General features: G+C 71.5%; 23 protein-coding genes. 19 read left to right on the plus strand and 4 right to left on the minus strand.

Annotated features, from left to right (window positions below; translation table 11 throughout):
- Positions 1-4 precede the first annotated feature (4 nt).
- The 14 genes from mraY (at position 5) to D3273_RS20810 (ending at position 17,754) form a co-directional block, all read left to right on the plus strand.
- Positions 5-1,081: a phospho-N-acetylmuramoyl-pentapeptide-transferase gene (gene mraY / locus D3273_RS20745; RefSeq protein WP_129228805.1), complete on the plus strand. Its 1,077-nt coding sequence runs from the start codon at positions 5-7 to the stop codon at positions 1,079-1,081.
- Between the two features lie 4 nt (positions 1,082-1,085).
- A complete protein-coding gene (murD, locus tag D3273_RS20750; RefSeq protein WP_129228806.1) occupies positions 1,086-2,507 on the plus strand; it encodes a UDP-N-acetylmuramoyl-L-alanine--D-glutamate ligase in 1,422 nt (473 codons plus the stop codon).
- A gap of 208 nt (positions 2,508-2,715) precedes the next feature.
- The gene (locus tag D3273_RS20755; RefSeq protein WP_129228807.1) at positions 2,716-3,888 is read left to right on the plus strand and encodes an FtsW/RodA/SpoVE family cell cycle protein; all 1,173 of its coding nucleotides are present in this window, start codon (positions 2,716-2,718) and stop codon (positions 3,886-3,888) included.
- Positions 3,885-4,994 carry an undecaprenyldiphospho-muramoylpentapeptide beta-N-acetylglucosaminyltransferase gene (gene murG / locus D3273_RS20760; RefSeq protein ID WP_129228808.1) on the plus strand — a complete coding sequence of 370 codons (1,110 nt, stop codon included), beginning with the start codon at positions 3,885-3,887 and terminating at the stop codon, positions 4,992-4,994. Before D3273_RS20755 ends, murG begins: the two co-directional genes overlap by 4 nt.
- Before the next feature lie 12 nt (positions 4,995-5,006).
- Positions 5,007-6,416: a UDP-N-acetylmuramate--L-alanine ligase gene (murC, locus tag D3273_RS20765; RefSeq protein WP_129228809.1), complete on the plus strand. Its 1,410-nt coding sequence runs from the start codon at positions 5,007-5,009 to the stop codon at positions 6,414-6,416.
- Positions 6,413-7,330 (plus strand): UDP-N-acetylmuramate dehydrogenase, encoded by a 918-nt coding sequence (gene murB / locus D3273_RS20770; RefSeq protein ID WP_245501312.1) that lies wholly within the window; start codon positions 6,413-6,415, stop codon positions 7,328-7,330. The genes murC and murB overlap by 4 nt, the downstream gene beginning before the upstream one ends.
- Positions 7,331-7,460: 130 nt before the next feature.
- Complete coding sequence (locus tag D3273_RS20775; protein WP_129228811.1) at positions 7,461-8,384, plus strand: D-alanine--D-alanine ligase; 924 nt, start codon at positions 7,461-7,463, stop codon at positions 8,382-8,384.
- On the plus strand, positions 8,381-9,322 hold the full coding sequence (locus tag D3273_RS20780) for a cell division protein FtsQ/DivIB (protein ID WP_245501313.1): 942 nt from the start codon (positions 8,381-8,383) through the stop codon (positions 9,320-9,322). Before D3273_RS20775 ends, D3273_RS20780 begins: the two co-directional genes overlap by 4 nt.
- Positions 9,319-10,635 (plus strand): cell division protein FtsA, encoded by a 1,317-nt coding sequence (gene ftsA / locus D3273_RS20785; protein WP_129228813.1) that lies wholly within the window; start codon positions 9,319-9,321, stop codon positions 10,633-10,635. Before D3273_RS20780 ends, ftsA begins: the two co-directional genes overlap by 4 nt.
- 192 nt (positions 10,636-10,827) lie before the next feature.
- Positions 10,828-12,588: a cell division protein FtsZ gene (ftsZ, locus tag D3273_RS20790; protein WP_129228814.1), complete on the plus strand. Its 1,761-nt coding sequence runs from the start codon at positions 10,828-10,830 to the stop codon at positions 12,586-12,588.
- 348 nt (positions 12,589-12,936) lie between these two features.
- Positions 12,937-13,896 (plus strand): UDP-3-O-acyl-N-acetylglucosamine deacetylase, encoded by a 960-nt coding sequence (lpxC, locus tag D3273_RS20795; RefSeq protein ID WP_129228815.1) that lies wholly within the window; start codon positions 12,937-12,939, stop codon positions 13,894-13,896.
- 191 nt (positions 13,897-14,087) lie between these two features.
- Entirely contained in the window at positions 14,088-14,954 is an 867-nt protein-coding gene (locus D3273_RS20800) for an outer membrane protein assembly factor BamD (protein WP_129228816.1), read from the plus strand.
- 120 nt (positions 14,955-15,074) lie between these two features.
- Positions 15,075-16,745, plus strand: coding sequence for a DNA repair protein RecN (gene recN / locus D3273_RS20805; protein WP_129228817.1), 1,671 nt, complete (start codon positions 15,075-15,077; stop codon positions 16,743-16,745).
- Between the two features lie 103 nt (positions 16,746-16,848).
- Complete coding sequence (locus D3273_RS20810) at positions 16,849-17,754, plus strand: YihY/virulence factor BrkB family protein (RefSeq protein ID WP_207210856.1); 906 nt, start codon at positions 16,849-16,851, stop codon at positions 17,752-17,754.
- 9 nt (positions 17,755-17,763) lie between these two features.
- Here D3273_RS20810 and D3273_RS20815 read toward each other — a convergent pair whose 3' ends face one another.
- Positions 17,764-18,045 carry a hypothetical protein gene (locus tag D3273_RS20815; protein WP_129228818.1) on the minus strand — a complete coding sequence of 94 codons (282 nt, stop codon included), beginning with the start codon at positions 18,043-18,045 and terminating at the stop codon, positions 17,764-17,766.
- Between the two features lie 88 nt (positions 18,046-18,133).
- Complete coding sequence (locus tag D3273_RS20820; RefSeq protein ID WP_129228819.1) at positions 18,134-18,334, minus strand: hypothetical protein; 201 nt, start codon at positions 18,332-18,334, stop codon at positions 18,134-18,136.
- A 203-nt stretch (positions 18,335-18,537) separates the two neighbouring features.
- On the opposite strand from D3273_RS20820, the gene D3273_RS20825 reads away from it, so the two are divergent.
- The gene (locus D3273_RS20825) at positions 18,538-18,717 is read left to right on the plus strand and encodes a hypothetical protein (protein ID WP_129228820.1); all 180 of its coding nucleotides are present in this window, start codon (positions 18,538-18,540) and stop codon (positions 18,715-18,717) included.
- A 3-nt stretch (positions 18,718-18,720) separates the two neighbouring features.
- Here D3273_RS20825 and D3273_RS20830 read toward each other — a convergent pair whose 3' ends face one another.
- Entirely contained in the window at positions 18,721-19,947 is a 1,227-nt protein-coding gene (locus tag D3273_RS20830; RefSeq protein WP_129228821.1) for an MFS transporter, read from the minus strand.
- A 358-nt stretch (positions 19,948-20,305) separates the two neighbouring features.
- Here D3273_RS20830 and shc point away from each other — a divergent pair, with 358 nt between their 5' ends.
- From shc to D3273_RS28400, 3 genes are all read left to right on the plus strand, one after another.
- Entirely contained in the window at positions 20,306-22,282 is a 1,977-nt protein-coding gene (gene shc, locus D3273_RS20835; protein WP_129228822.1) for a squalene--hopene cyclase, read from the plus strand.
- Positions 22,279-23,010 (plus strand): phosphorylase, encoded by a 732-nt coding sequence (locus D3273_RS20840; RefSeq protein WP_129228823.1) that lies wholly within the window; start codon positions 22,279-22,281, stop codon positions 23,008-23,010. The genes shc and D3273_RS20840 overlap by 4 nt, the downstream gene beginning before the upstream one ends.
- A gap of 95 nt (positions 23,011-23,105) precedes the next feature.
- The gene (locus D3273_RS28400; protein WP_165359597.1) at positions 23,106-23,276 is read left to right on the plus strand and encodes a hypothetical protein; all 171 of its coding nucleotides are present in this window, start codon (positions 23,106-23,108) and stop codon (positions 23,274-23,276) included.
- A gap of 6 nt (positions 23,277-23,282) precedes the next feature.
- Here D3273_RS28400 and D3273_RS20845 read toward each other — a convergent pair whose 3' ends face one another.
- Positions 23,283-23,495 (minus strand): hypothetical protein, encoded by a 213-nt coding sequence (locus tag D3273_RS20845; RefSeq protein WP_129228824.1) that lies wholly within the window; start codon positions 23,493-23,495, stop codon positions 23,283-23,285.
- 153 nt (positions 23,496-23,648) lie between these two features.
- Between D3273_RS20845 and D3273_RS20850 the strand changes: the two genes are divergently transcribed.
- Positions 23,649-23,828, plus strand: coding sequence for a hypothetical protein (locus D3273_RS20850; protein WP_129228825.1), 180 nt, complete (start codon positions 23,649-23,651; stop codon positions 23,826-23,828).
- Positions 23,829-23,846 lie beyond the last annotated feature (18 nt).

Below are 23,846 nucleotides of genomic sequence, written 5' to 3' on the forward strand. Positions count from 1 at the left end.
TTCCATGCTCACCTGGCTCACCGAACTGTCCGGCTATTTCAGCCCGCTCAACCTGTTCCGATACCTCACCTTCCGGACCATCGGCGCCACCGCCACGGCGGCGCTGTTCGTGTTCTTCTTCGGCCCGGGCATCATCGCGGCGCTGCGCATCAAGCAGGGCAAGGGCCAGCCGATCCGCACGGACGGGCCCGACCACCTGAAGAAGCGCGGCACGCCCACCATGGGGGGGCTGATGATCCTGTCGGGCCTCGTGGTGTCGACGCTGCTGTGGGCGAACCTGCGCAGCCCCTACGTGTGGATCGTGCTGCTGGTCACGCTCGGCTTCGGCATGATCGGCTTCTACGACGACTACCTGAAGGTGACGAAGCAGACCCACGCGGGCTTCGCCGGGCGGGCGCGCCTCGCGCTGGAAGCCCTGATCGCGCTCGTCGCCTGCTGGGCCATGACGGCCGTGGGACCCTCCTCCACGACGGCCCTGTACCTGCCCTTCATCAACGGGATCGTGGTCGACTTCGGCATCTTCTTCGTCGTCTTCGGGGCCTTCATCATCGTGGGTTTCGGCAACGCCGTGAACCTGACCGACGGCCTCGACGGCCTCGCCATCGTGCCGGTGATCATCGCCACGGGCGCGTTCGGCATCATCGCCTACTGCACCGGCAACCTGTTCTACGCGTCCTATCTCGGCATCCACCACGTGCCGCAGACGGGCGACCTGCTGGTCATCGCGGGCGCGGTGGCGGGGGCCGGCATCGGCTTCCTGTGGTTCAACGCGCCGCCCGCGCAGATCTTCATGGGCGACACGGGCTCGCTGGCGCTGGGCGGCCTCATCGGCACGGTCGCGGTCGCCATCAAGCACGAGGTCGTGCTGCTCATCGTCGGCGGCCTCTTCGTGATGGAAGCGCTGTCGGTCATCGTCCAGGTCGGGTCGTTCAAGCTGACCGGCAAGCGGGTGTTCCGCATGGCGCCGATCCACCACCACTTCGAGAAGCTCGGATGGTCGGAGCCGCAGATCGTGATGCGCTTCTGGATCGTGTCCTTCGTGCTGGCCCTGCTCGGCCTGTCGACCCTGAAGGTGCGCTGACGCCATGACGCCCGTAACGCATTGCGCCGGGCGCACCCTCGCGCTCTTCGGCCTCGGCGGCTCCGGCCTCGCCACCGCGGACGCGCTCCGCGCCGGCGGCGCCCGCGTGGTCTGCTGGGACGACGCCGAAGCGTCCCGGGCGAAGGCGGAAGCGGCCGGCCACGAGGTGTCGGACCTGCGGACCGTCGACTGGTCCGGCGTGGCCTCGCTGGTGCTCACGCCCGGCGTGCCGCTCACCCACCCGGAGCCGCACTGGTCGGCGACGCTCGCCGCGGCGGCGGGCGTCGAGATCGTCGGCGACGTCGAGCTGTTCTGCCGCGAGCGGGCCGCGATCGCGCCCGGCGCCGAACTGGTCGCCATCACGGGCACCAACGGCAAGTCCACCACCACGGCGCTGACCGCGCACCTGTTCCGCTCCGCCGGACGGGACGTGCAGATGGGCGGCAACATCGGCACCGCCGTGCTGGCGCTGGAGCCGCCGGCCGCCGGCCGCCTCCACGTGCTGGAAGTCTCGTCCTACCAGATCGACCTGGCGCCGGGCCTCGCCCCCACGGTCGGCATGCTGCTCAACCTCAGCCCCGACCACATCGACCGCCACGGCACCTTCGAAAACTACGCCGCCGTGAAGGAGCGGTTGATCGCGCGCTCGGAGCGGTCGCTCGTCGGGGTCGACGACCCGGCCTGCGCCGACGTGTTCGAGCGCGCGGTGGAGCGCGAAATGCGGCTCCACGCCCGGCACCTCGGCCCGTCCGGCCGGCACCTCCCCGTGTCGGTCCGCCAGGACCTGCCGACGGGCGTGTCGCTGTCGGGCGGCCACATGGTGCTGATGCGGCCCTACGACGGGCGCGAGCGCCTGCTCGGCGGGGTCGACGGCATCTCGACGCTGCGCGGGCTCCACAACGCCCAGAACGCCTGCTTCGCCGCCGCCTGCGCCGACCTGCTCGGCCTCAGGGCCGCCGACGCGCACGTCATCCAGAACGGCCTCAACACCTTCGGCGGCCTCCCGCACCGCATGGAGGAGGTGGGGCGCTCGGGCAACACGCTGTTCATCAACGATTCCAAGGCCACCAACGCTGATTCCGCCGAAAAGGCGCTGCTGTCCTTCGACCGCGTGCATTGGATCCTCGGCGGCGTGCCGAAGGCGGGCGGCATCGAAGCGCTCGTGCCGCTCTTCGACCGGGTCGCGCGCGCCTACCTGATCGGCGACGCGGCGGACGAGTTCGCGCGCACGTTGAGCGGGCGCGCGCTCAGCCGCCGCTGCGGCACGCTCGCGAAGGCGGTCGCGGCGGCTGCGGCCGATGCGCGTCAAGCTCCCGGTAACCAAACCGTGTTGTTCTCGCCGGCATGCGCCTCCTTCGACCAGTTCAGGAACTTCGAAGCGCGCGGCGACGCTTTCCGGGCGCTCGTCTCCGAACTCGCGATCTGATCGCTCCACGATCGGGCTCCGGACGGGTTCCACCCCGCCCTCGCCCTGAGCGGTGGCCGGAAGCGCCGTGCCGAAGCACGCAGGACGTCGCCGCTCCCGCGCGGCCGGCGCCTGCAGCCTTCGGCGCGGGTGCCCCGCGCCCTGCCCGGGACGAGGGACGACGTGGGGCTCCGTTTCACCGCCCGATGTGTGCCGCCAGGAGTCCCGCATGATCTCGCGCGCCGAACGCTCCGTCTTCGCCGACTGGTGGTGGACCGTCGATCGCTGGCTGCTGGCCGCCATCGGGCTGCTCGTCGTGCTCGGCATCGTGCTCACCATGGCGGGCAGCCCGCCGGTCGCCGAGCGCCTGGGCCTGTCGACCTTCTATTTCGTCCACCACCAGGTCATGTTCCTGGTGCCGTCGGTCTGCCTCATGCTGGCGACGTCGTTCCTGGCGCCGCGCGACGTGCGGCGGGCGGGGCTCCTGGTCTTCGTCGGCGGCATGGCGCTGATCGGCGCCGCGCTCGTGTTCGGCCACGAGGTGAAGGGCGCCCGCCGGTGGATCTTCGGCATCCAGCCGTCCGAGTTCGTCAAGCCCGCCTTCGTGATCATCGCCGCCTGGGCCTTCTCGGAGGGCGCGCGGCGCCGCGACGTGCCGGGCAACCTGATCGCGCTTCTGCTGCTGCCCCTCACCATCGTGCCGCTGATCCTGCAGCCCGACTTCGGCCAGACCATGCTGATCTCGCTCGTGTGGGCCGCCCTGTTCTTCATGGCGGGGCTGCACTGGTTCTGGGTCGGCGGCATCGGCGGCATGGGGGCGTTCAGCGTCGTCGTGGCCTACAAGTTCGTCCCCCACGTCCGAGACCGCATCACCCACTTCCTCGACCCCTCCAACGGTCCCGGCGCGTCCGACACCTTCCAGGTCGACACGGCGGTCGAAAGCTTCGTGTCGGGCGGGTGGCTCGGCAAGGGGCCCGGCGAGGGCACGGTGAAGCGCGTCCTGCCCGACGCCCACACGGACTTCATCTTCGCCGTCACGGGCGAAGAGTTCGGCCTGCTGTTCTGCATGTTCCTGGCCGGCATCTTCGCCTTCATCGTGCTGCGCGGCCTGCTCCTGTCGTCGCGCAACGACGATCCCTTCTGCCGCTTCGCCACGGCCGGCCTGGTGATCCTGTTCGGCATCCAGAGCTGCATCAACATGTCGGTGAATCTGCACCTCATGCCCGCCAAGGGCATGACGCTGCCCTTCATCTCCTACGGAGGCTCGTCGATGATCTCGCTGGCGCTCGCGATGGGGTTCCTCGTCGCCGTCACCCGCAAGCGCCCGCGCGCCGCCGTGATGGACCCGGTGCCCTACCGCCGGGGCGAAGCGCCCGACGGCGCGCTGGGGTCGGACGCTTGAGCGCGGTCGCCGCCCCGGTCCTCCTCGCCGCCGGGGGCACGGGCGGCCACCTGTTCCCCGCCGAAGCGCTCGCGCGGGCGCTGGCGGCCCGCGGCGTCGCCGTGGAGCTGATGACGGACGACCGCGCGCTGAAATACGGCGTCGACTTCCCGGCCCGCGCGCTGCACGCGGTGCCGTCCGCCACGCCGCGCAGCGGTTCGCCCGTCGCCAAGGCGGCGGCGGCCGGGCAGCTGTCGCGCGGGGTGCTGGCGGCCTGGCGCACCATTGGGCGCATCCGCCCGTCCGTGATCGTCGGTTTCGGCGGCTACCCCACCGTGCCTCCCATCGTGGCGGCGTCCATCCGCGCCGTGCCCATCGTGCTGCACGAGCAGAACGCCGTGATGGGCAAGGCCAACCGCTTCGTCGCCAACCGGGCGGCGCGCATCGCCACCGGCTTCCCCAAGCTCGGCAAGGTGCCCGATTCCATTGCGGCGAAGGCGAGCTTCACCGGCAACCCGGTGCGCCCGGCCGTCGTGGCGGCCTCTCGCCGCGCCATGCCGGACCTGGTTCCCGGCGGAACGGTGTCGCTGCTGGTGACGGGCGGATCCCAGGGCGCCCGCGTGATGTCCGACATCGTACCGGCCGCGGTGGCGCTGCTCGACGCCGACGCGCGCGGGCGGCTCGGCATCGTCCAGCAGGCGCGCGGCGAGGACGAGGCGCGCGTGCGCAACGCCTACGCGGCGCTCGGCATGGAGGCGGAGGTGATGCCCTTCTTCGCCGACCTGCCGGACCGCATGGCGCAAGCCCACCTCGTGGTGGCGCGCGCGGGGGCGTCCACGGTGAGCGAGCTCGCCGTGATCGGCCGCGGCGCCATCCTGGTCCCGTTCCCCCACGCGCTCGACCAGGACCAGGCGGCGAACGCCGCCGTGCTGTCGGCGAGCGGGGCCGCCATCGTGCGTGATCAGTCCGTCTTCACGCCCGAATGGCTTGCGGAAGAGCTGCGGCGCGTGTTGAACGACCCCGCGGAACTGCTCGTGCGCGCCGACGCGGCGCGCCACGACGGCCGCCCGGACGCCGCCGAGCGCCTGGCCGACCTCGTCCTCGCCGTGGCGGAGGGCAAAGCCTAGGATCCCACACGCATGAAGCTGCCGCGCGAGCTCGGGCCCATCCACTTCGTCGGCATCGGCGGCATCGGCATGTCGGGCATCGCCGAAGTGCTGAACACGCTCGGCTACAAGGTCCAGGGCTCGGACGTCGCGGAAGGGCCCAACGTGGGGCGCCTGCGCGAGAAGGGGATCGAGGTGTCCATCGGCCAGCGCGCCGAGAACCTCGGCCAGGCCGAGGTCGTCGTCGTGTCGACCGCGATCCGCCGCGACAACCCCGAGCTCGCGGCGGCCCGCGAGCGGCGCATTCCCGTGGTCCGCCGCGCCGAAATGCTGGCCGAGCTCATGCGCCTGCGCCAATGCGTGGCGGTGGCGGGCACCCACGGCAAGACCACCACGACCTCGCTGGTGGCGACCCTGCTCGACGCGGGCGGCTTCGACCCGACGGTGATCAACGGCGGCATCATCAACGCCTACGGCACCAACGCCCGCCGCGGCGAAGGCGAGTGGATGGTGGTGGAAGCCGACGAAAGCGACGGCACCTTCCTGAAGCTGCCCGCCGACGTCGCGGTGGTGACCAACATCGACGCCGAGCACCTCGACCACTTCAAGACGTTCGACGCCATCAAGGAGGCCTTCCGCAGCCTCGTCGAGAACCTGCCGTTCTACGGCTTCGCGGTCATGTGCCTGGACCACCCTGTGGTCCAGGAACTGGTGGGTCGCATCGAGGACCGCCGCGTCGTCACCTACGGCGAGAACCCGCAGGCCGACGTGCGGCTGCTCGACATCGACCTCAAGGGCGGCGTGTCGCGGTTCAACGTGCTGGTGCGCGACCGCAAATCCGCCTCCGCCCGCTACATCGAGGACGTGGTGATGCCCATGCCGGGCCACCACAATGCGTTGAACGCCACGGCCGCCATCGCGGTGGCGATGGAGCTCGGCGTGCCGATCGACACGATCCGCGAAGCCCTGCGCGGCTTCGGCGGCGTGAAGCGCCGTTTCACCCGCGTCGGCGACTGGAACGGCGCCGCCATCTTCGACGACTACGGCCACCACCCGGTCGAGATCGCCGCCGTGCTGCGCGCCGCCCGCGCGTCCACGCGGAGCCAGGTGATCGCCGTGGTGCAGCCGCACCGCTATTCCCGCCTGCAGTCGCTGTTCAACGACTTCGCCACCTGCTTCAACGACGCCGACACGGTGGTGATCGCCGACGTCTACGCGGCCGGCGAACAGCCCATCCCCGGCGTGGACCGCGACGGGCTCGCCGCGGCCGTGAAGGCCCACGGCCACCGCAACGTCGTCGCGCTGGAAGGGCCGGCCGCCCTGGCGGGCGTGGTCCGCACGCTCGCCAAGCCGGGCGACTACGTGGTCTGCCTCGGCGCGGGCAACATCACCCAATGGGCCTACGCATTGCCGGGCGAGCTGGCGGCGGGGGATGTCGCGTGAGTCTGTTCGACGACCTCCGCGCCGCCCTGCCCGACTTCCGCGGCCGCTTGACGGCGGGCGACAGCCTCGCCGCCATGAGCTGGTTCCGCGTGGGCGGGCCCGCGGAGGTGCTGATGGTGCCGGCCGACGAGGCGGACCTCGCCGGCGCGCTGGCGCGCATCCCGGCCGAGGTGCCGGTGACGCCGTTGGGCCTCGGGTCCAACATCATCCTGCGCGACGGCGGCGTGCCGGGCGTGGTGCTCAAGCTCGGCCGCGGCTTCAACGCCGTGGCGGTCGAGACGGGCGGCGTGGTCCAGGCCGGCGCGGCGGTGCCCGACGTCAAGGTGGCGCGGGCGGCGGCCGATGCGGCCGTCGACGGCCTCGCCTTCTTCCGCGGCATCCCGGGCTCGATCGGGGGCGCGCTGCGGATGAACGCCGGCGCCCACGGCGGCGAAACCGCCGACGTGCTCGTCGAAGCCCGCGGCGTGGACCGCGACGGCACGCCCGTTTCGTTCACCCGCGCCGAGATGGGCTTCAGCTACCGGCACTGTTCCGTGCCGCCGTCGGTCGTCTTCACCGGGGCGACGTTCCGCGGCCGGCCCGGCGACCCCGCCGCGATCCTGGCCGAGATGGACCGCATCACGGCGGCGCGGGAAGCGTCCCAGCCGATCCGCGAGAAGACCGGCGGATCGACCTTCAAGAACCCGCCCGGCGCCAAGGCTTGGCAGCTCATCGACGCGGCGGGCTGCCGCGGCCTGACGGTGGGGGACGCCCAGATGTCCGAGATGCACTGCAACTTCCTCATCAACCGCGGCCGCGCGACCGCGGGCGACATCGAGGCGCTGGGCGAGGAGGTGCGCCGCCGCGTGCGCGATGCGAGCGGCGTGACGCTGGAATGGGAGATCAAGCGGGTGGGCTCGCCCGCTCCCGCCTGAGCGATCGCGCCTCCGCCACGGGCGGTTAAGCTCCGGGAAACCATGATCCGCCATGACTGTGGCGATCCCCGGGGTCGCGCGGCCCCGTTCGCCGGGCCGCGCCCGGAGACCCAGCCGGAGTCCGCCCCCGATGACGCAACACGTCGCTGTCCTGATGGGCGGCTGGTCCGCCGAGCGCCAGGTATCGCTCCGGTCGGGCGAGGCCTGCGCCCGCGCGCTCGAAGGGGAAGGGTTCCGCGTGACCCGCATCGACGTCGACCGGACGATCGGTGACGTGCTGGCGCGGCTTCGGCCGGACGTCGCCTTCAACGCCCTGCACGGGCGGGTGGGCGAGGACGGCACGATGCAGGGCATCCTCGAGGTGCTGCGCATCCCCTACACCCATTCGGGCGTCCTGGCCTCCGCCCTCGCCATGCAGAAGGACAAGGCCAAGCTCGTCATGGCGGCGGCGGGCATCCCCGTCGCGCAGGGCCTCGTCGTCGACCGGCGCGAAGCGGCGCAGCGACACGTCATGCAGCCCCCCTACGTGCTGAAGCCGGTCGCGGAAGGGTCTTCCGTCGGCGTCATCATCGTCAAGGAGGACCGCAGCCACCCGCCGCAGGAGATCGGCGGCGACGATTGGGCCCACGGCGACGCGCTGCTGGCCGAGAAGTTCGTCGCGGGGCGCGAACTCACCTGCGCGGTGATCGGCGGCCGGGCCACGGCGGTGATCGACATCCTGTCGAACGACCACGCGTTCTACGATTACGACTCCAAATACGCGCCGGGCGGCTCCACCCACGTGCTTCCGGCGGATTTGAAGGAAAATATTTACCACCATGTCCAAGAGTTGGCGGTGCGGGCCCATGCGGCGCTCGGCTGCCGCGGGGTGAGCCGTTCAGACTTCCGTTACGACGATCGGCCCGGTGGCACCGGCGACCTCGTCGTCCTGGAAGTGAACACCCAGCCCGGCATGACCGAAACGTCGCTGGTCCCCGAGATGGCGGCCGACGCCGGGTACTCGTTTGGTGGGCTGGTACGATGGATGGTGGAGGACGCCTCCTGCGATCGATGAGCGAAGCCGGCTTCGGGCTCCCGGCGGGCGGGCGCGCCCGCATCGTCAGCCCCTTCGCGCTGCTGGCCGGCACGGCGCGGCCCGTGACGGCCCCCAGGATGCGCCGGCGCTCCAAGCGCGCCGCGGCGGAACCGCGCCACACGCCCATGCCGGGGTGGGGCACGGTGCTGGTCGTGGGGCTGATGGCGGCGACCGGCCTCTACGGCGCGGTGCGGGGCGGGCAATACGCCACCTACGTGGCGGACAACGGGCCGCCGTCCGAACTCGTCGCCAAGGCGCTGGGCTTCACCATCGACACGGTGACGATCTCGGGCCTGAAATCGCTCACGCCGGGCGAAATCCTGCGCGACGGCGGCGTCAGCGCCCGCAACTCGCTGGCCCTGCTCGACGCGGGCGCTCTGCGCGATCGGTTGAAGGCCGTGGCGCTGGTGCAGGACGTGTCGATCCGCAAGCTGTTCCCCAACGACCTGCACGTCGCCGTCACGGAGCGCGACGCCGCGGCGGTGTGGCAGAAGGACGGGCAGCTCAACCTGATCTCGGCGGACGGGACGCCCATCGACGCCGTGCGCGACGATCGCTTCAACGCCCTGCCCTTCGTGGTGGGCGACGGCGCCAACATCCGCGTCGGCGACTTCCAGGCGCTGCTCGCCGCCGCCGGCGAGCTGCGCGCCAAGGTGCGCGCCGGCGTGCTGGTGGGCGGGCGCCGCTGGACGCTGCAGATGGATTCGGGGATCGAGGTCGAGCTCCCCGAGCTCGACGCCGTCGACACGCTGAAGCGCCTGGCCGAGATCGAGCGCCAGTCCAGGATCCTCGAGAAGGACGTCGTGTCGATCGACCTCCGCATCCCGGGCCGCATCACGGCGCGGCTCACCGAAGACGCCGCGGCCGCCCGGGCCGCGATGCTGGCCAAGCGTCCCAAGCGGAAGTTGGACCTATGAGCAACCGCCTGATGCCCCGGCGCATGCGCCCCCTGTCGGCCCGCCGCAGCGCCATCCTGTGCGTGCTCGACATCGGCACCTCCAAGATCGCCTGCCTCATCGCCAAGCTGAACCCGGCCGAAGCCTCCGACACCCTGCCGGGCCGCACCCACCGCTGCCGCATCCTCGGCATCGGGCACCAGCGGTCCCGCGGCATCAAGGGCGGCGCCGTGGTCGACATGGAGGAGGCCGAGAACGCCATCCGGCTCGCCGTGGACGCGGCCGAGCGCATGGCGGGGGTGGAGGTCGGCTCCGTCATCGTCAACATCACCGGCGGCCGGCTGTCGTCGCAGCACTACAACGCCAAGGTGGCGGTGGGCGGCAAGGCCGTGTCCGACTACGACGTCCACCGCGTGCTCGAGGCGTCCTGCGCCACCATGGCGCGGCAGGGCCGGGCCGTGCTGCATTCGTTGCCGACGGGCTTCTCGCTCGACCGCACGCGCCAGATCCGCGACCCCAAGGGGATGATCGGCGACGAGCTCGGCGCCGACATGCATGTGGTCGGCTGCGACGCCGCTGCGGCCCGCAACCTGATGCTGGTCATCGAGCGCTGCCACCTGCAGGTCGACGCCCTCGTGGCCACCCCCTACTCGGCCGGCCTGTCGGTTCTCGCCGACGACGAGGCCGAGCTCGACGTGGCGCTGATCGACATGGGCGGCGGCACCACCTCGGTCGGCGTCTTCGCGGGCGGCCACCTGGCCCACGTCGACGCGGTGGCGGTGGGCGGCAACCACGTCACGACCGACATCGCGCGCGGCCTCACGACGCGGCTGAGCGACGCCGAGCGGCTGAAGACGCTGCACGGCACCTGTATCGCTTCGGCCTCCGACGAGCGGGAAACCATCGCGGTGCCGCAGGTGGGGGACGAGCACGACCAGCCGGCCCACCTGCCGAAATCGCACCTCGTCCGCATCATCAGGCCGCGCGTCGAGGAGATCCTGGAGCTGATCCGCGACCGCCTGAACGCCGCCGGCTTTCCGGCCCACGCGGGCCGGCGCATCGTGCTGACGGGCGGCGCCTGCCAGCTCACCGGCATGCCGGAAGCGGCGCGGCGCATCCTGTCGCCGCAGGTCCGCATCGGGCGCCCGCTGGGCATCCAGGGCCTGCCCGAATCGGCGAAGAGCCCCGCCTTCGCGGCGGGCGTCGGCCTGCTGATCTACCCGCAGGTGGCCTCGATCGAGCATTTCGAGCCGCGGCGCGACGTGCCGGTCCAGGCCACGGGCACGGACGGCTACATGACGCGCGTCAGCCGGTGGCTGAAGGACAGCTTCTGACCCTGGCGAAGCGCGCCTGTCCCCGCCGGGCAGGAGCGCGACACAGGGGACCGGGTTAACGGCCAATCGTTAACCGTAAGGGATTTGTTAAGGGTTCTCGCACAATCTCCGGACAGCGGCGGCGGCCCGAACCGGCGACGGGCGAGCGAAGGGCCGATGCGAGCGGCCCCACGGGGACAGAGAGGCCACACGATGACGATCAACCTGAAGATGCCCGAACTGCGCGAACTCAAGCCCCGCATCATGGTGTGCGGCGTCGGCGGCGCCGGCGGTAACGCGGTCAACAACATGATCGTGTCGGGCCTCGTGGGCGTCGACTTCATCGTGGCCAACACCGACGCCCAGGCGCTGACCTCGTCCAAGGCCGAGCGCATCATCCAGATGGGCCTGCAGGTCACCGAGGGTCTCGGCGCCGGCTCCCAGCCCGAGGTCGGCCGCGCGGCCGCCGAAGAAGCCATCGAGGAGATCCGCGACCACCTCGCGGGCGCCCACATGTGCTTCGTCACCGCCGGCATGGGCGGCGGCACCGGCACCGGCGCGGCCCCCGTCATCGCCCGCACGGCGCGCGACATGGGCATCCTCACGGTCGGCGTGGTCACCAAGCCGTTCCAGTTCGAAGGCGCGCGGCGCGCCCGCGTCGCCGAAGCCGGCATCAACGAGCTGCAGAAGAGCGTCGACACGCTGATCTGCATCCCGAACCAGAACCTGTTCCGCGTCGCCAACGAACGCACCACCTTCGCCGACGCCTTCTCCATGGCCGACCAGGTGCTGTATTCGGGCGTGGCCTGCATCACCGACCTCATGGTGAAGGAAGGCCTGATCAACCTCGACTTCGCCGACGTCCGCGCCATCATGCGCGAGATGGGCAAGGCGATGATGGGCACCGGCGAAGCGTCGGGCGACAAGCGCGCCATCCTGGCCGCCGAGGCCGCCATCGCCAACCCGCTGCTCGACGAAGTGTCGATGAAGGGCGCCCGCGGGCTGCTCATCTCGATCACGGGCGGCAACGACCTGACCCTCTACGAGGTCGACGAGGCCGCGAGCCGCATCCGCCAGGAAGTGGACGAGGACGCCAACATCATCCTCGGCGCGACCTTCGATTCGAACCTCGACGGCATCGTGCGCGTGTCGGTCGTGGCGACGGGCATCGACCAGCCGCTCGGCGCCAAGGACCTGAACTCCGGCGAGCAGCGCATCGCCGAGGTGGCCCAGAAGCTCCGCGCACAGACGGCCGCCCGCCAGGAGGCGATCTCCCGCCCCGTGATGACCCAGGAGCCGGCCGCCTACGAGCCCGCCCCGGCCCCGGCCCCGCACAACTTCGTCGTGCCGCAGAACTTCGCCATGCCGGGCGGCTACGCCCCGCAGGCGCAGGTCGCCAGCGACGTCGAGATCAAGCCCGTGTCGTCCCCGAAGGGGTCGAGCTACGCGCCCCCGGCGGCCCCCGAACCCGCCCGCCACGACTACCACGACGCCGGCCCTTTCATCCCCCCGGCGCCCCAGCAGCCGCAGCGCGCCCAGCGCATGCCGCAGATCGAAGACCTGCCGCTGCCCGTGCAGCAGCAGATCCGGGCCCAGCGCGGCGAGCCGCAGGGCGTCGAGCCGCAGGGCGCGTCGGACACCAAGCGCCGCACGCTGCTCGAGCGCCTCGCTTCCTTCGGCATGAGCCGCCAGGACGAGGTGGCGGCCGCCGCCCCGATGCGCCAGCCGCCCGCCCCGCAGCCGGCGCCCCGCCTGCCCCAGGCGCCGATGCCCTACGCCCCCCCGCAGGGCCACGCCCCCCGGGCGCCGCAGCCCCAGCCGGGCGCGGACTACGGCAAGCGCGCGGCCCCGCAGGGCGCCCCCCGCCATGCCGGCGGACCGACGGACCAGCACGGCCGCGCCCTGCCGCCGGCGCGCCCCTACGAGGACGACCAGCTCGAGATCCCGGCCTTCCTGCGCCGCCAATCGAACTGAACCGCACCCGGCCGCTACATTTGCAGCGCCGCCGCCCGACCCCGGGCGGCGGCGCTACGGCGTTGTTTATGCTCGGGAACGCGGTGCGCGGCTTTTTCGGAAAAGCCGGGGATCTTTTGTAACAGAGCGTAAGAAAGAGTGATTTGGCGCGTCCCGCCGGGCCGCGTAGGTTGCCCCCGAATGACGGGCCGCGACGCGCGCCGACGGGGCGACCCGAAGCGCGGAACGGGGCTTCGGACGTTCCGGAGTTCGTGCCCCCCGGGGCCGGGCAGGGCTGGGACCGTGATCGAGGCGAGATCGGTGCATTGCGCCGAACCGCGGACGGCCCGCCGAGTGGAGCTGAGTGGCATGAAGTTTCCGAAGCAGACGACCCTCCGCAAGCGGTGCGTCCTCACCGGCAACGGCGTCCATTCGAATGCTCCCGTCACCCTGACCCTGCACCCCGCCGAACCCGACAGCGGCATCGTCTTCCTCCGCACGAAGCTCCCCGAAGGCGGCACCCGCCGCATCGAGGCCAAGTGGTCCCGGGTGTCCACCACCGACCTCTGCACCGTGCTGGGCGACAGCTCCCTCGGTTCGGTGTCCACCGTCGAGCATCTCCTGGCCGCCCTCGCGGGCCTCGGCGTCGACAACGTGCTCGTCGAGGTCGACGGCCCCGAGGTGCCCATCATGGACGGGTCGTCGGCGGTCTTCGTCGCCGCCATCGACAAGGTCGGCCTGCGCACCCTGTCGGCGCCGCGCCGCTTCCTGAGGATCCTGAAGCCGGTCCGCATCGAGCACGGCCGCTCCTTCTCGGAACTGCGGCCCGCCGACGAGGGCTTCTCGCTCGACGTCGAGATCGACTATCCCGTCGAGGCCATCGGGCGTCACCGCAAGGCGATTGCCCTCAACCCCACGACCTTCCGCCGCGAGATTTCCCGCGCCCGCACCTTCGGCCTGCTGCGCGACGTCGAGCGCCTGTGGAAGCTCGGCTTCGCGCTGGGCTCCTCGCTGGACAACTCGGTCGCGGTCGACGGCGACCGCATCCTCAACCCGGAGGGGCTCCGCGCCCCGGACGAGTTCGTGTCGCACAAGATGCTCGACGCGGTGGGCGACCTCGCCCTCGCCGGTGCCCCGATCATCGGGCATTATTCGGCCTTCTGCCCGGGCCACAAGATGAACTTCCTGGTGCTCCAGGCCCTGTTCGCGGACCGCTCGGCCTACAGCTTCGTGGAAGCGCCCGCCGAAGCGGCCTCCCAGATCGCGTCCGGCTTCGCCGACTTCGGCGGCTTCGCCCCGATGCCGGCCTTCGCCGCCGAGATCAACTGAGCGGGCCTTCCGCCCCGGAGCCCGACGCGACTGTTGCGACGGCGCAACGGCGGGGGTTTTTCCACGATGCCCACAGGGGCATGGGGAACAAGGCCTTAATGCGACCCCCGGGGGCCTTTAAACGGGCCTGCATGGATCGTGTTTCCCCGGCGTCGCGCCCCGCCTCCTCACCAGCAGATCGAGCTTCCCCGATGGTGTCTGACCGGTTCCGAACGGCCCTGCGAACGGCGCCGCTGGCCGCCCTGCTGGCCGTTCCCCTGGCGGGCTGCTCGACCTTCGATTCCATCAACCCCTTCGGCTCCGGCGAGAAGTACGAGACCAAGATCCTCGCCGAGACGCCGGCCAGCGACATCTACGACCAGGGCCTGGCCCGCCTTCAGAAGAAGGACGGGGCCGGCGCGGCCAAGAAGTTCGCCGAACTCGACAAACAATATCCCTTCTCCGACTGGTCGCGGAAGGGTCTGATGATGCAGACCTACGCGAACTACCAGGCGGCCGACTACGACACGGCCATCACCACCGGCAAGCGCTTCTACCAGCTCTACCCGAACGCTCCGGACGCGCCCTACGCGCTGTACCTGCAAGCGATGTCCTACTACCAGCAGATCCCGGACGTGTCGCGAGACCAGGAAAACTCCGCCAAGGCGCTCGACCTGTTCCAGCAAATCGTCACCAAGTTCCCGACCTCGGAATACGCGGACGATTCCAAGTTCAAGATCCAGGTCACGCGCGACCAGCTCGCCGGCAAGGAGATGTCGACGGGGCGCTTCTACCTGAACCGCCGCAACTACACGGCCGCCATCAACCGCTTCCGCGAAGTCCTGGCGAAATACCAGACGACGCGCCACGCCGAGGAAGCGCTGGAGCGGCTGACCGAGGCCTATCTGGCGCTCGGCATCACCGGCGAGGCGCAGACCGCAGCCGCCGTGCTCGGCCACAATTTCCCCGACAGCCCTTGGTACAAGGACGCCTTCGCGAAACTGCAGGCCGACGGCCTCCAGCCCAACGAGGACGCGTCCTCCTGGATCTCGAAGGTCTACCACAAAGCCGTCGGCTGACGGCTTCCACCGACGCGCGGCCGGCACGGAGCGGGCTTCGCCCGTTCGTGTTTCGTTTCGCGAACGCGGCAGCATCGTGCTACAGCGTCGCCGTCCCGCAGGTGTGAAGCGCGTCCGTCCATGCTGGCCCAGCTCAACATCCGCGATATCGTCCTGATCGACCGGCTGGATCTCCAGTTCAGCGCGGGACTGACGGTGCTGACCGGCGAAACCGGCGCGGGCAAGTCCATCCTCCTCGATTCGCTGGCTTTGGCGCTGGGCGGCCGCGGCGACGGCTCCATGGTGCGCCAGGGCGAGAAGCAGGGGCAGGTAACGGCCGTGTTCGACCTGTCGCTCGACCACCCGGCCTGGGACGTCGTGCGCGCCCAGGACCTCGAACCCGACGGCACGCTGATCCTGCGCCGGGTCCAGATGCCGGACGGGCGCACCCGCGCCTTCCTCAACGATGCGCCGATCTCCGCCCAAACCCTGCGCGACGTGAGCCGGCGCCTGGTCGAGATCCATGGCCAGCACGACGACCGGGCCCTCGTCGACCCCGCCGCCCACCGCGCCCTGCTCGACGCCTTCGGCGGCCTCGAAGCGCGCCTGGAGCGCGTCCGCCTCGCCTTCGCGGCCCGCCGCGCGGCCGAGCGCCACCACGACGACGAGACCGCCCGGATCGCCAAGGCCAGGGCCGATGCCGACTACCTCCACCACGTCCACGACGAGCTGTCGAAGCTGAAGCCCGTGCCGGGCGAGGAGGAGAAGCTCAGCGAACGCCGCGCCGTGATGCAGCAGTCCGAAAAGGTGTCGGGCGACCTGCGCGACGCCTACGAGAGCGTCGGCGGCGAAGGCTCGCCCTCCTCCACCTTCTCGGCCCTGATGCGCCGGCTGGAACGCCGCGCCGGCCAGGCGCCGGACCTCATCGAACCCTGCCTCAGGTCGCTCGACGCGCTGCTGGTGTCGCTCGACGGCGCCACCGCGGCCTTCGAGGACGCGCTGCAGGCGGCCGATTTCGACCCGCGCGAGCTCGAAGCCGTCGAGGAACGGCTGTTCGCCCTCAGGGCCGCGGCGCGCAAACACGGCGTGACGGTCGACGCGCTGCCGGAGCTTCTGGAGCGTTTCACCCGCGACATCGAGGCGCTCGACGCCGGCGAAACGCGGCTGGTCGCGCTCGCCAAGGCGGTCGAGGACGCGCGGGAAGCCTACCGCAAGGCCGCGGAAGAGCTGTCGAAAGGGCGGGCTTCCGCATCGTCGAAGCTCGATGCCGCGGTCAACCGCGAACTCGGCCCCCTCAAGCTGGAGCGCGCTCGCTTCACCACGCAGATCGAGTCCGACCCCGAGAGCCCTGGCCCGGACGGGATCGACCGCGTCGAGTTCTGGGTGTCGACCAACCCCGGCACGCGGCCCGGGCCGCTCACCAAGGTGGCGTCGGGCGGCGAGCTCGCGCGCTTCATGCTGGCCCTCAAGGTGTCGCTGGCCGACCGGGGCTCGGCGCCGACGCTGGTGTTCGACGAGATCGACACGGGGGTCGGCGGCGCGGTGGCGGACGCCATCGGGTCGCGGCTCGCGCGGCTATCGGGCAAGATCCAGGTGCTGGCCGTGACCCATGCCCCGCAGGTGGCGGCGCGCTCGGCGAGCCACCTGCGCATCTCGAAGAGCGCGCTCAAGGGCGAGGGCCGCGTCGCCACGCGGGTGACGCCGCTGGCCGACGACTCGCGGCGGGAAGAGATCGCCCGCATGCTGGCCGGCGCCACGATCACCGAGGAAGCCCGGGCGGCGGCGCGCCGCCTGATCGAGGCTGCGACGTGAGCGCGCGCCCGGATCCGGCGCTGGACGGGACCGCGTGAGCGGCCGATCTGAGGGAGATCGGCTCCCGCGGGGGCTCGGCCGGGGCGGGACGGGACGGACGGTCATGGGGCGCGTGAAGGTCGTCTTCGAGGTCGTCATGGACGCCTATTGGCGGCTGGCCGAGGACGACGGCTGGGCCATCGCCAGCCACCTCGCCATGTCGACGCTGACGTCGATGTTCCCGTTCCTGATCTTCGTCACCGCGCTCGCCGGCTTCTTCGGCTCCGCGGAACTGTCCGAAAGCGCCGCGAGCCTGCTGTTCGATGTGTGGCCCCGGCAGGTGGCGGCGCCGATCGCGGCCGAGATCCACGCGGTGCTGACGACGGCGCACGGCGGGCTTCTCACCATCGGCGGCCTGCTGGCCGTCTACTTCTCGTCGAGCGGCGTCGAAGCGTTCCGGGTCGGGTTGAACCGCGCCTACGGGGTGCGGGAACGGCGGACGTGGTGGCTGCTGCGGCTCGAGTCCATCGCCTACGTCCTGGTGGGCGCCGTGGCGCTGCTGGCGCTGGCCTTCCTGGTGGTGCTGGCGCCGCTGTTCTGGGGCCTGCTGATCTCGCTCGCGCCGGAACTGGAGCGCCTCGGGCGGCTCGTCACGATCGTGCGCTACGGCCTCGTGTCGGTGATCCTGATCCTGGCCCTGGTCATCGCCCACAAGTGGCTGCCGGCGGAGCGGCGGACCTTCGGGCAGATCGCGCCCGGCATCGTGCTGACCGTGGTGCTGTCGCTGGTCTTCTCCATGGCGTTCGGCGCCTACCTGTCCGAATACGCCCGCAATTACGTCACCACCTACGGCGGCTTGGCGTCGGTGATGATCGCGCTGCTGTTCCTCTACGCGCTGGCGAGCATCTTCGTGTACGGCGGCGAACTCAACGCCGCCATCATCCGGCGGCGCACGCACTCGGTCGAGCCGCGGACCATCAGCAACGTCACCACGCTGTCGGCCCGGCGCTCGCGGTTCCCGAAGCCCTGAGGGCGCCGGTCAGGCGACGATCCAGGCGTCGCGGTAGCGGCCGTCGCCGTCGAGGACATCGGGCTTGGTGATCGCGTGGGGCTTCAGCTCGAAATTACGGCGCCCGTCCGTCAGCTCCAGCCGGTCGGCCGCGGCCGAGACCACGGTGAGGCTCGTGATGCGGCCGGTGGTGCCGTGGCTCACCGCCACGACCTCGCCGTTCTGCGGCGGGCTGTCGCTCGTGCCGCGGTCGATGCGGATCGTGGCGCCGCTGTCGACGGCATCGTGGTCGGTGGTGGCGGTCCAGGGCATGGTCGGTGTCCTCGCGCGGCGATCGGTCCCCAACGCCGGCCGCCGGACGGCGGCTCCCGCCCCGCGATGCGCCAAGTGCCGCGGCCGGTCAGGCCGCCACGGCGTGAAAGACGGCCGCCAACATGGCACGGCCGAACCGTTCCGCGTCGGCGCGGCTCGAGAAGATCCGTGCGAGCGAGCGATCGCTCGACCATTCGAAGGCCATGTGGCCGGCCTCGTGGAGGTATTCGTCGCACGGGCGTCCCGCGGGGCCGCGTCGGATGAGCCACTTGGCTGTGTCGTCGGTCATCGTTTCCCCTCGGCGGTCGGAAATGCAGTCAGGACCGCCGCCGCGGCCGACCGCCCGCGCGAGACGCCGAACCTCCGGCGCGGCGCCGTCGCGAGGCTCTGGTGTCCCCGGCGGCCGAACCTGTCGACCGCCGGTCCGGTTCGGCGGCGGCGGTCCGGCGCCCGCTGTGGACGCGGAGGCCGGAACACGGCACAATCATGTCCATGACCCTATCCCGCGTCCTTTCCTTCGTCGCCCTGGCCTTCGCCCTCGCGGGCTGCGCGACGGGCCCGGACTATGTGACGCCGGACCGGCCGCCCAAGGTCGCGCTCGATCGCACCAACGGCCAGCCGCGCTGGTGGCCGTGCATGATCGGCGACCTCCTGTGCCAGCCGAAAGCCTGAGCGTCAGCGCGACGCCGCGGCGACGTTCGGCAGGAACCACGTGAGCAGGCCGAGCACGGGCAGGAAAGAGCACAGGCGGTACACGTAGACGATGCCGGCGTGGTCGGCCACGAGGCCCAGCACGGCGGCGCCAAGGCCCGCCATGCCGAAGGCGAAGCCGAAGAACAGCCCGGAGATCATGCCCACCTTGGTCGGCATCATCTCCTGCGCGAAGACCAGGATGGCCGAGAAGGCGGAAGCCAGGATGACGCCGATCACCACGGACAGCACCGTGGTCCACATCAGGTCGGCATAGGGCAGCAGCAGCGTGAACGGCAGGACGCCGAGGATCGAGCCCCAGATCACGGGCTTGCGGCCGATGCGGTCGCCGACGGGTCCGCCCAGTGCCGTGCCCACCGCCACCGCGCCGAGGAAGATGAACAGGTGCACGAGCGCGTCCTGCTTGCTGAGCCCGAACCGCTCGATCAGGTAGAAGGTGTAATAGCTGGTCAGGCTCGACAGGTAGAAATACTTCGAGAAGACGAGCAGCATCAGCACCAGGACGGCGACGACGACCTTGCGGCGCGGGAGGCCCTCGACGCTGGACTTGACGGGCTTCTTGCGGACTTCGCCGAGCCGGGCCGCGTACCAGCGGCTCATGCCCGTCAGGACCAGGATGGCGGCGATCGCCACCAGGGCGAACCAGGCGATGCTGCGCTGACCGTCCGGCACCACGATGAAGGCGGCCAGCAGCGGCCCGAGCGCCGTGCCGCCGTTGCCCCCGACCTGGAACACCGACTGGGCGAAGCCGTAGCGGCCGCCCGACGCGAGGCGCGCCACGCGCGACGCTTCCGGATGGAAGATCGACGACCCGACGCCCACCATTGCGGCCGCGACCAGGATGACGGAAAAGTTCGGCGCGACGGACAGCAGCACCAGCCCCGCCAAGGTCACGCACATGCCGAGCGGCAGCGAATAGGGCTGCGGGTTGCGGTCCGTATAGGAACCCACGAAGGGCTGGAGCAGCGAGGCGGTGAGCTGGAACGTCAGCGTGATCAGGCCGACCTGGCCGAAATCGAGCGCGAACTTCTGCGCCAGCACCGGATACACGGCCGGGATGAGGCTTTGCAGCAGGTCGTTCATGCCGTGGGACAGCCCGGCGGCGCCGAGCACCGCCATGACGGGTCGGACCTGGGGGAGGCCGCCCGAAGCGGAACCCGCGATGGCATTCCCGCTCGCTCTGTCGTCCATCGCGCCCTCCCCCGACCGGCGGCGCACCGTCGTCCGACCATTCTGATCGCCCATCGTAGCGCGCCTGACGAGCGCCGGGCCACCCGCTAAATTGCATGCACACCAGCCATGCCGGCGGCGGATGCCCGCGGCAGGCTGGCGGCCCCGGCGCGAGGCGGCACGGTCCGGCGGGCGAGGGGCCGGCCGGCGCCGAGGCGCCCCCGCACCGCCGCAGCCGGGACAGGGGGGGTTGTTACCGTTGGGACACGCGCGGCGCGCTTCAACCCGGCGGCCGGGCTTTCGGCTTGTCGCTCGTCATGCGGCGTGAAATGCCGTCCCGGCGCAGTTCTGCGCCTGTCCCGTCGAGTCCAGACCGATTATGTCGCTTGCCGCCGTCGCCGCCCATCAGCCCGCCGCCGTCCCGGCTTCGGTCATCGACGACCTGGACCTCGCCATCGATCGGGCCGCCCTGGCGCTGCGCCGCGAACAGCGCGGCGACGGCCATTTCGCCTTCGACCTCGAGGCCGATGCCACGATCCCGGCCGAATACGTGATGCTGAAACACTTCCTCGGCGAAACGGATCCCGTCATCGAGCGAAAGATCGGCGCCTACCTGCGCCGCACCCAGGAGGCGCACGGCGGGTGGCCGCTGCTGCACGGGGGCGCGCTCAACGTGTCGGCCAGCGTCAAGGCCTATGTGGCGCTGCGCATGATCGGCGACTCGGTGGAAGCGCCCCACATGGCCCGGGCCCGAGACGCCATTCTGGCGGCCGGCGGCGCCGCCCATTCCAACGTGTTCACCCGGACCAGCCTGGCGCTGTTCGGCATGGTGCCGTGGCGGGCCGTGCCGGTGATGCCGATCGAGATCATGAGCGCGCCCGCCTGGTTCCCGTTCCACATCTACCGGATCTCCTACTGGGCCCGCGACACGCTGGTGCCGCTGCTCGTGCTGATGGCGCTGAAGCCCAAGGGCGTGAACCCGCGCGGCATCCTCATCCCCGAACTCTTCGTCACCCCGCCCGAGCGCGTCCGCATCTGGCCCAAGGGCACCAACCAGGTCGGCGGCTGGGGCATCATCTTCGGCGCGCTCGACAAGGTGCTGCAGGCGGCCGAGCCCTATTTCCCGAAGGGCAAGCGCCAAAGCGCGATCGACAAGGCCGTGGCCTTCGTGCGGGCGCGCCTCAACGGCGAGGACGGCTTGGGCGCGATCTATCCCGCCATGGCCAACACGGTGATGATGTTCCGCGTGCTCGGCGTGCCGGATGACCATCCCGATGCCGTGCTGGCCCGTTCGGCCGTCGACAAGCTGCTCGCCATCAAGGGCGAGGAAGCCTTCTGCCAACCCGCCCTGTCCCCCGTGTGGGACACGGCGCTGTCCGCCCATGCCCTGATCGAGGCCGGCGGCGACCACGCCGAAGCGGCGGACCGCGGCCTCGCCTGGCTGAAGCCGCTCCAGGTGCTCGACGTGAAGGGGGACTGGGCGGAGCAGCGGCCTGACGTGCGGCCGGGCGGCTGGGCGTTCCAGTATCGCAACGACTACTACCCCGACCTCGACGACACCGCCGTCGTCGCCATGGCGATGGACCGCGCGCGCGGCCAGTCCGGCGACGCGGGGTTCGACGAGTCCATCGCCCGCGCCCGCGAATGGGTGGTCGGCCTTCAATCCAAGGACGGCGGCTGGGCGGCCTTCGACGCCGACAACACCTCGACCTACCTCAACTACATCCCCTTCGCCGACCACGGCGCCCTGCTCGACCCGCCGACCTCCGACGTGACGGCCCGGGTGGTGTCCATGCTGGCGCAGCTCGGCGAAACGCCGGCCGCGAGCCCGGCGATGAAGCGCGGCATCGACTTCCTCCTCGCCGAACAGCACCCCGAGGGCGGCTGGTACGGCCGCTGGGGCTTCAACTACGTCTACGGGACGTGGTCCGTGCTCTGCGCGCTCAACGCCGCCGGCTTCCCCTCGGACGCTCCGCAGGTGCGGCGCGCCGTGGCCTGGCTCGCGTCCATCCAGAACGCCGACGGCGGCTGGGGCGAGGACGACAAGGGCTACGACCTCGACTACAAGGGCTACAACCCCGCGCCCAGCACCGCGTCGCAGACCGCCTGGGCGGTCATCGGCCTGATGGCCGCCGGGGAGGTCGACCACCCCGCCGTCGAGCGCGGCGTCGCCTACCTGAGGTCGACGCAGACGGCGGACGGGTTCTGGCCCGAGGAGCTGTTCACCGGCACCGGCTTCCCGCGCGTGTTCTACCTCCGCTACCACGGCTACCCGAAGTTCTTCCCCCTGTGGGCGCTGGCCCGCTATCGCAACCTGAAGCACTCGAACTCCCGCACCGTCATGGTGGGCATGTGACCGGCGCGCCGCCGGTCCTGGTCGTCACCGGCCTCGCCGCCGAAGCCCGCATCGCGGCGGGCCCCGGCGTCGCGACCGTGGCGGGGGGCGGCGACGCGGCCCGGCTCGCGCTGCTGATGGAGGCGGCGCTCGCGCGGGGCGCCCGCGCGGTGGTCAGCTTCGGCATCGCGGGCGGGCTCGAGCCCGCGCTGGCGCCCGGCACCGCCCTGATCGCCCGGGCGATCCACGACGGCGACGCCCGCACCCCGGCGGACCCCGCATGGGTCGAGCGCCTCGCCGCGCTGCTGCCCGACGCCCGGCTCCGCGACCTCGTCGGCGTCGACGACGCGGTGGTGGGGCGCGGCGACAAGGCCGCGCTGTGGCGGCGCACCGGAGCCGCGGCGGCCGACATGGAATCCCACGTCGCGGCGCGGCTGGCGGCGCGGCGCGGCCTGCCCTTCGCGGCCCTGCGCATCGTCGCCGACCCGGCCGAGCGGACGCTGCCGCCGGCCGCCCTCGTTGGCATGCGGCCCGATGGCAGCGCCGATGTCGGTGCCGTGCTGCGAGCCCTCGCGCGCCGGCCGCGGCAGCTTCCGGCACTGGTCCGCACCGGGCTCGACGCGCGGTCGGCCTTCGCCGCGCTGGCGGCCGCCCGCCGCCACCTCGGTCCCGTATTCGACGCGCACGGCGGCGGGACTGCCGGCGCGACGCTGCGCACCGCAGGACCCGCCGAAGTCCGCGCGGGCTGACCGCGGGCTGCGCCGTCGACCGCCCGAGATTGCGGTTGCCCGCCCCCGATGCGGCGCCCAGACTCGGGCAGCGCGACGCCGGAAGAGGTGCATCGATGAGGAGCTCCGTCATCCTCCTGGGGCTGGGCTGGTTCTGGCTGTGTTTCTACGGCGTCGGACCGCTGACGACCTGGTGGCAACTGGCCCTCGGCGGGCTGGCGCTCCTCGCAGGCTGCCACGTCTTCGCGCTGTGGGGCGCGGCGATCGTCCGCCGGCGCCCCCGCTGATCCCCGTCAATCCCGAACGGACGGCGCCCGCAGCGCCCGTTGCGCCTCGTCGATCGCGCGCGCGACGTCCTCGGAGCGGCCCGCCACGCGCTGCTCGAATCCGCCGACGAGGTAGATGGTGGTGACGTCGGGCGTCTGCGTGTGGACGCCCGCCACCTGCTCGGGGTTGATCCAGGTGGAAACGTCGGCGGCATGCGGGGTGGGGAACCTGAGCAGCATGGGTAGGCCTCGATGAGTCGGACGGTCGGACGGCAGATGGGGCCCGGACGGCCTGAAACAACGTCGAAACCGCCGGACGCGCGTCCGCGCCGCCCAACATCCGCCACGGAGCGGGCCGAGCCTCCACCCGTCTCGAGGAGACGGGAGGCAGTCATGGCGCATGTTCACGACGCGAGGGGATCGACCCACAACACCCGGAGGGCGCCCACCGCCCATAGCGACGAGGTCCAGGAGGCCAAGAGGCTGGAAAAGATGCAGTCGCACAGCTCCTCGCACCGCGCCGCCGGACCGGCCGACCGCAACCCCGAGCCGACCAAGGGCGCGGTGAACTGAGCGGCGAGGGCGAGCGGC

Origin of the sequence: Lichenibacterium minor, from assembly GCF_004137685.1 — a bacterium.
Lineage (GTDB): Bacteria > Pseudomonadota > Alphaproteobacteria > Rhizobiales > Beijerinckiaceae > Lichenihabitans > Lichenihabitans minor.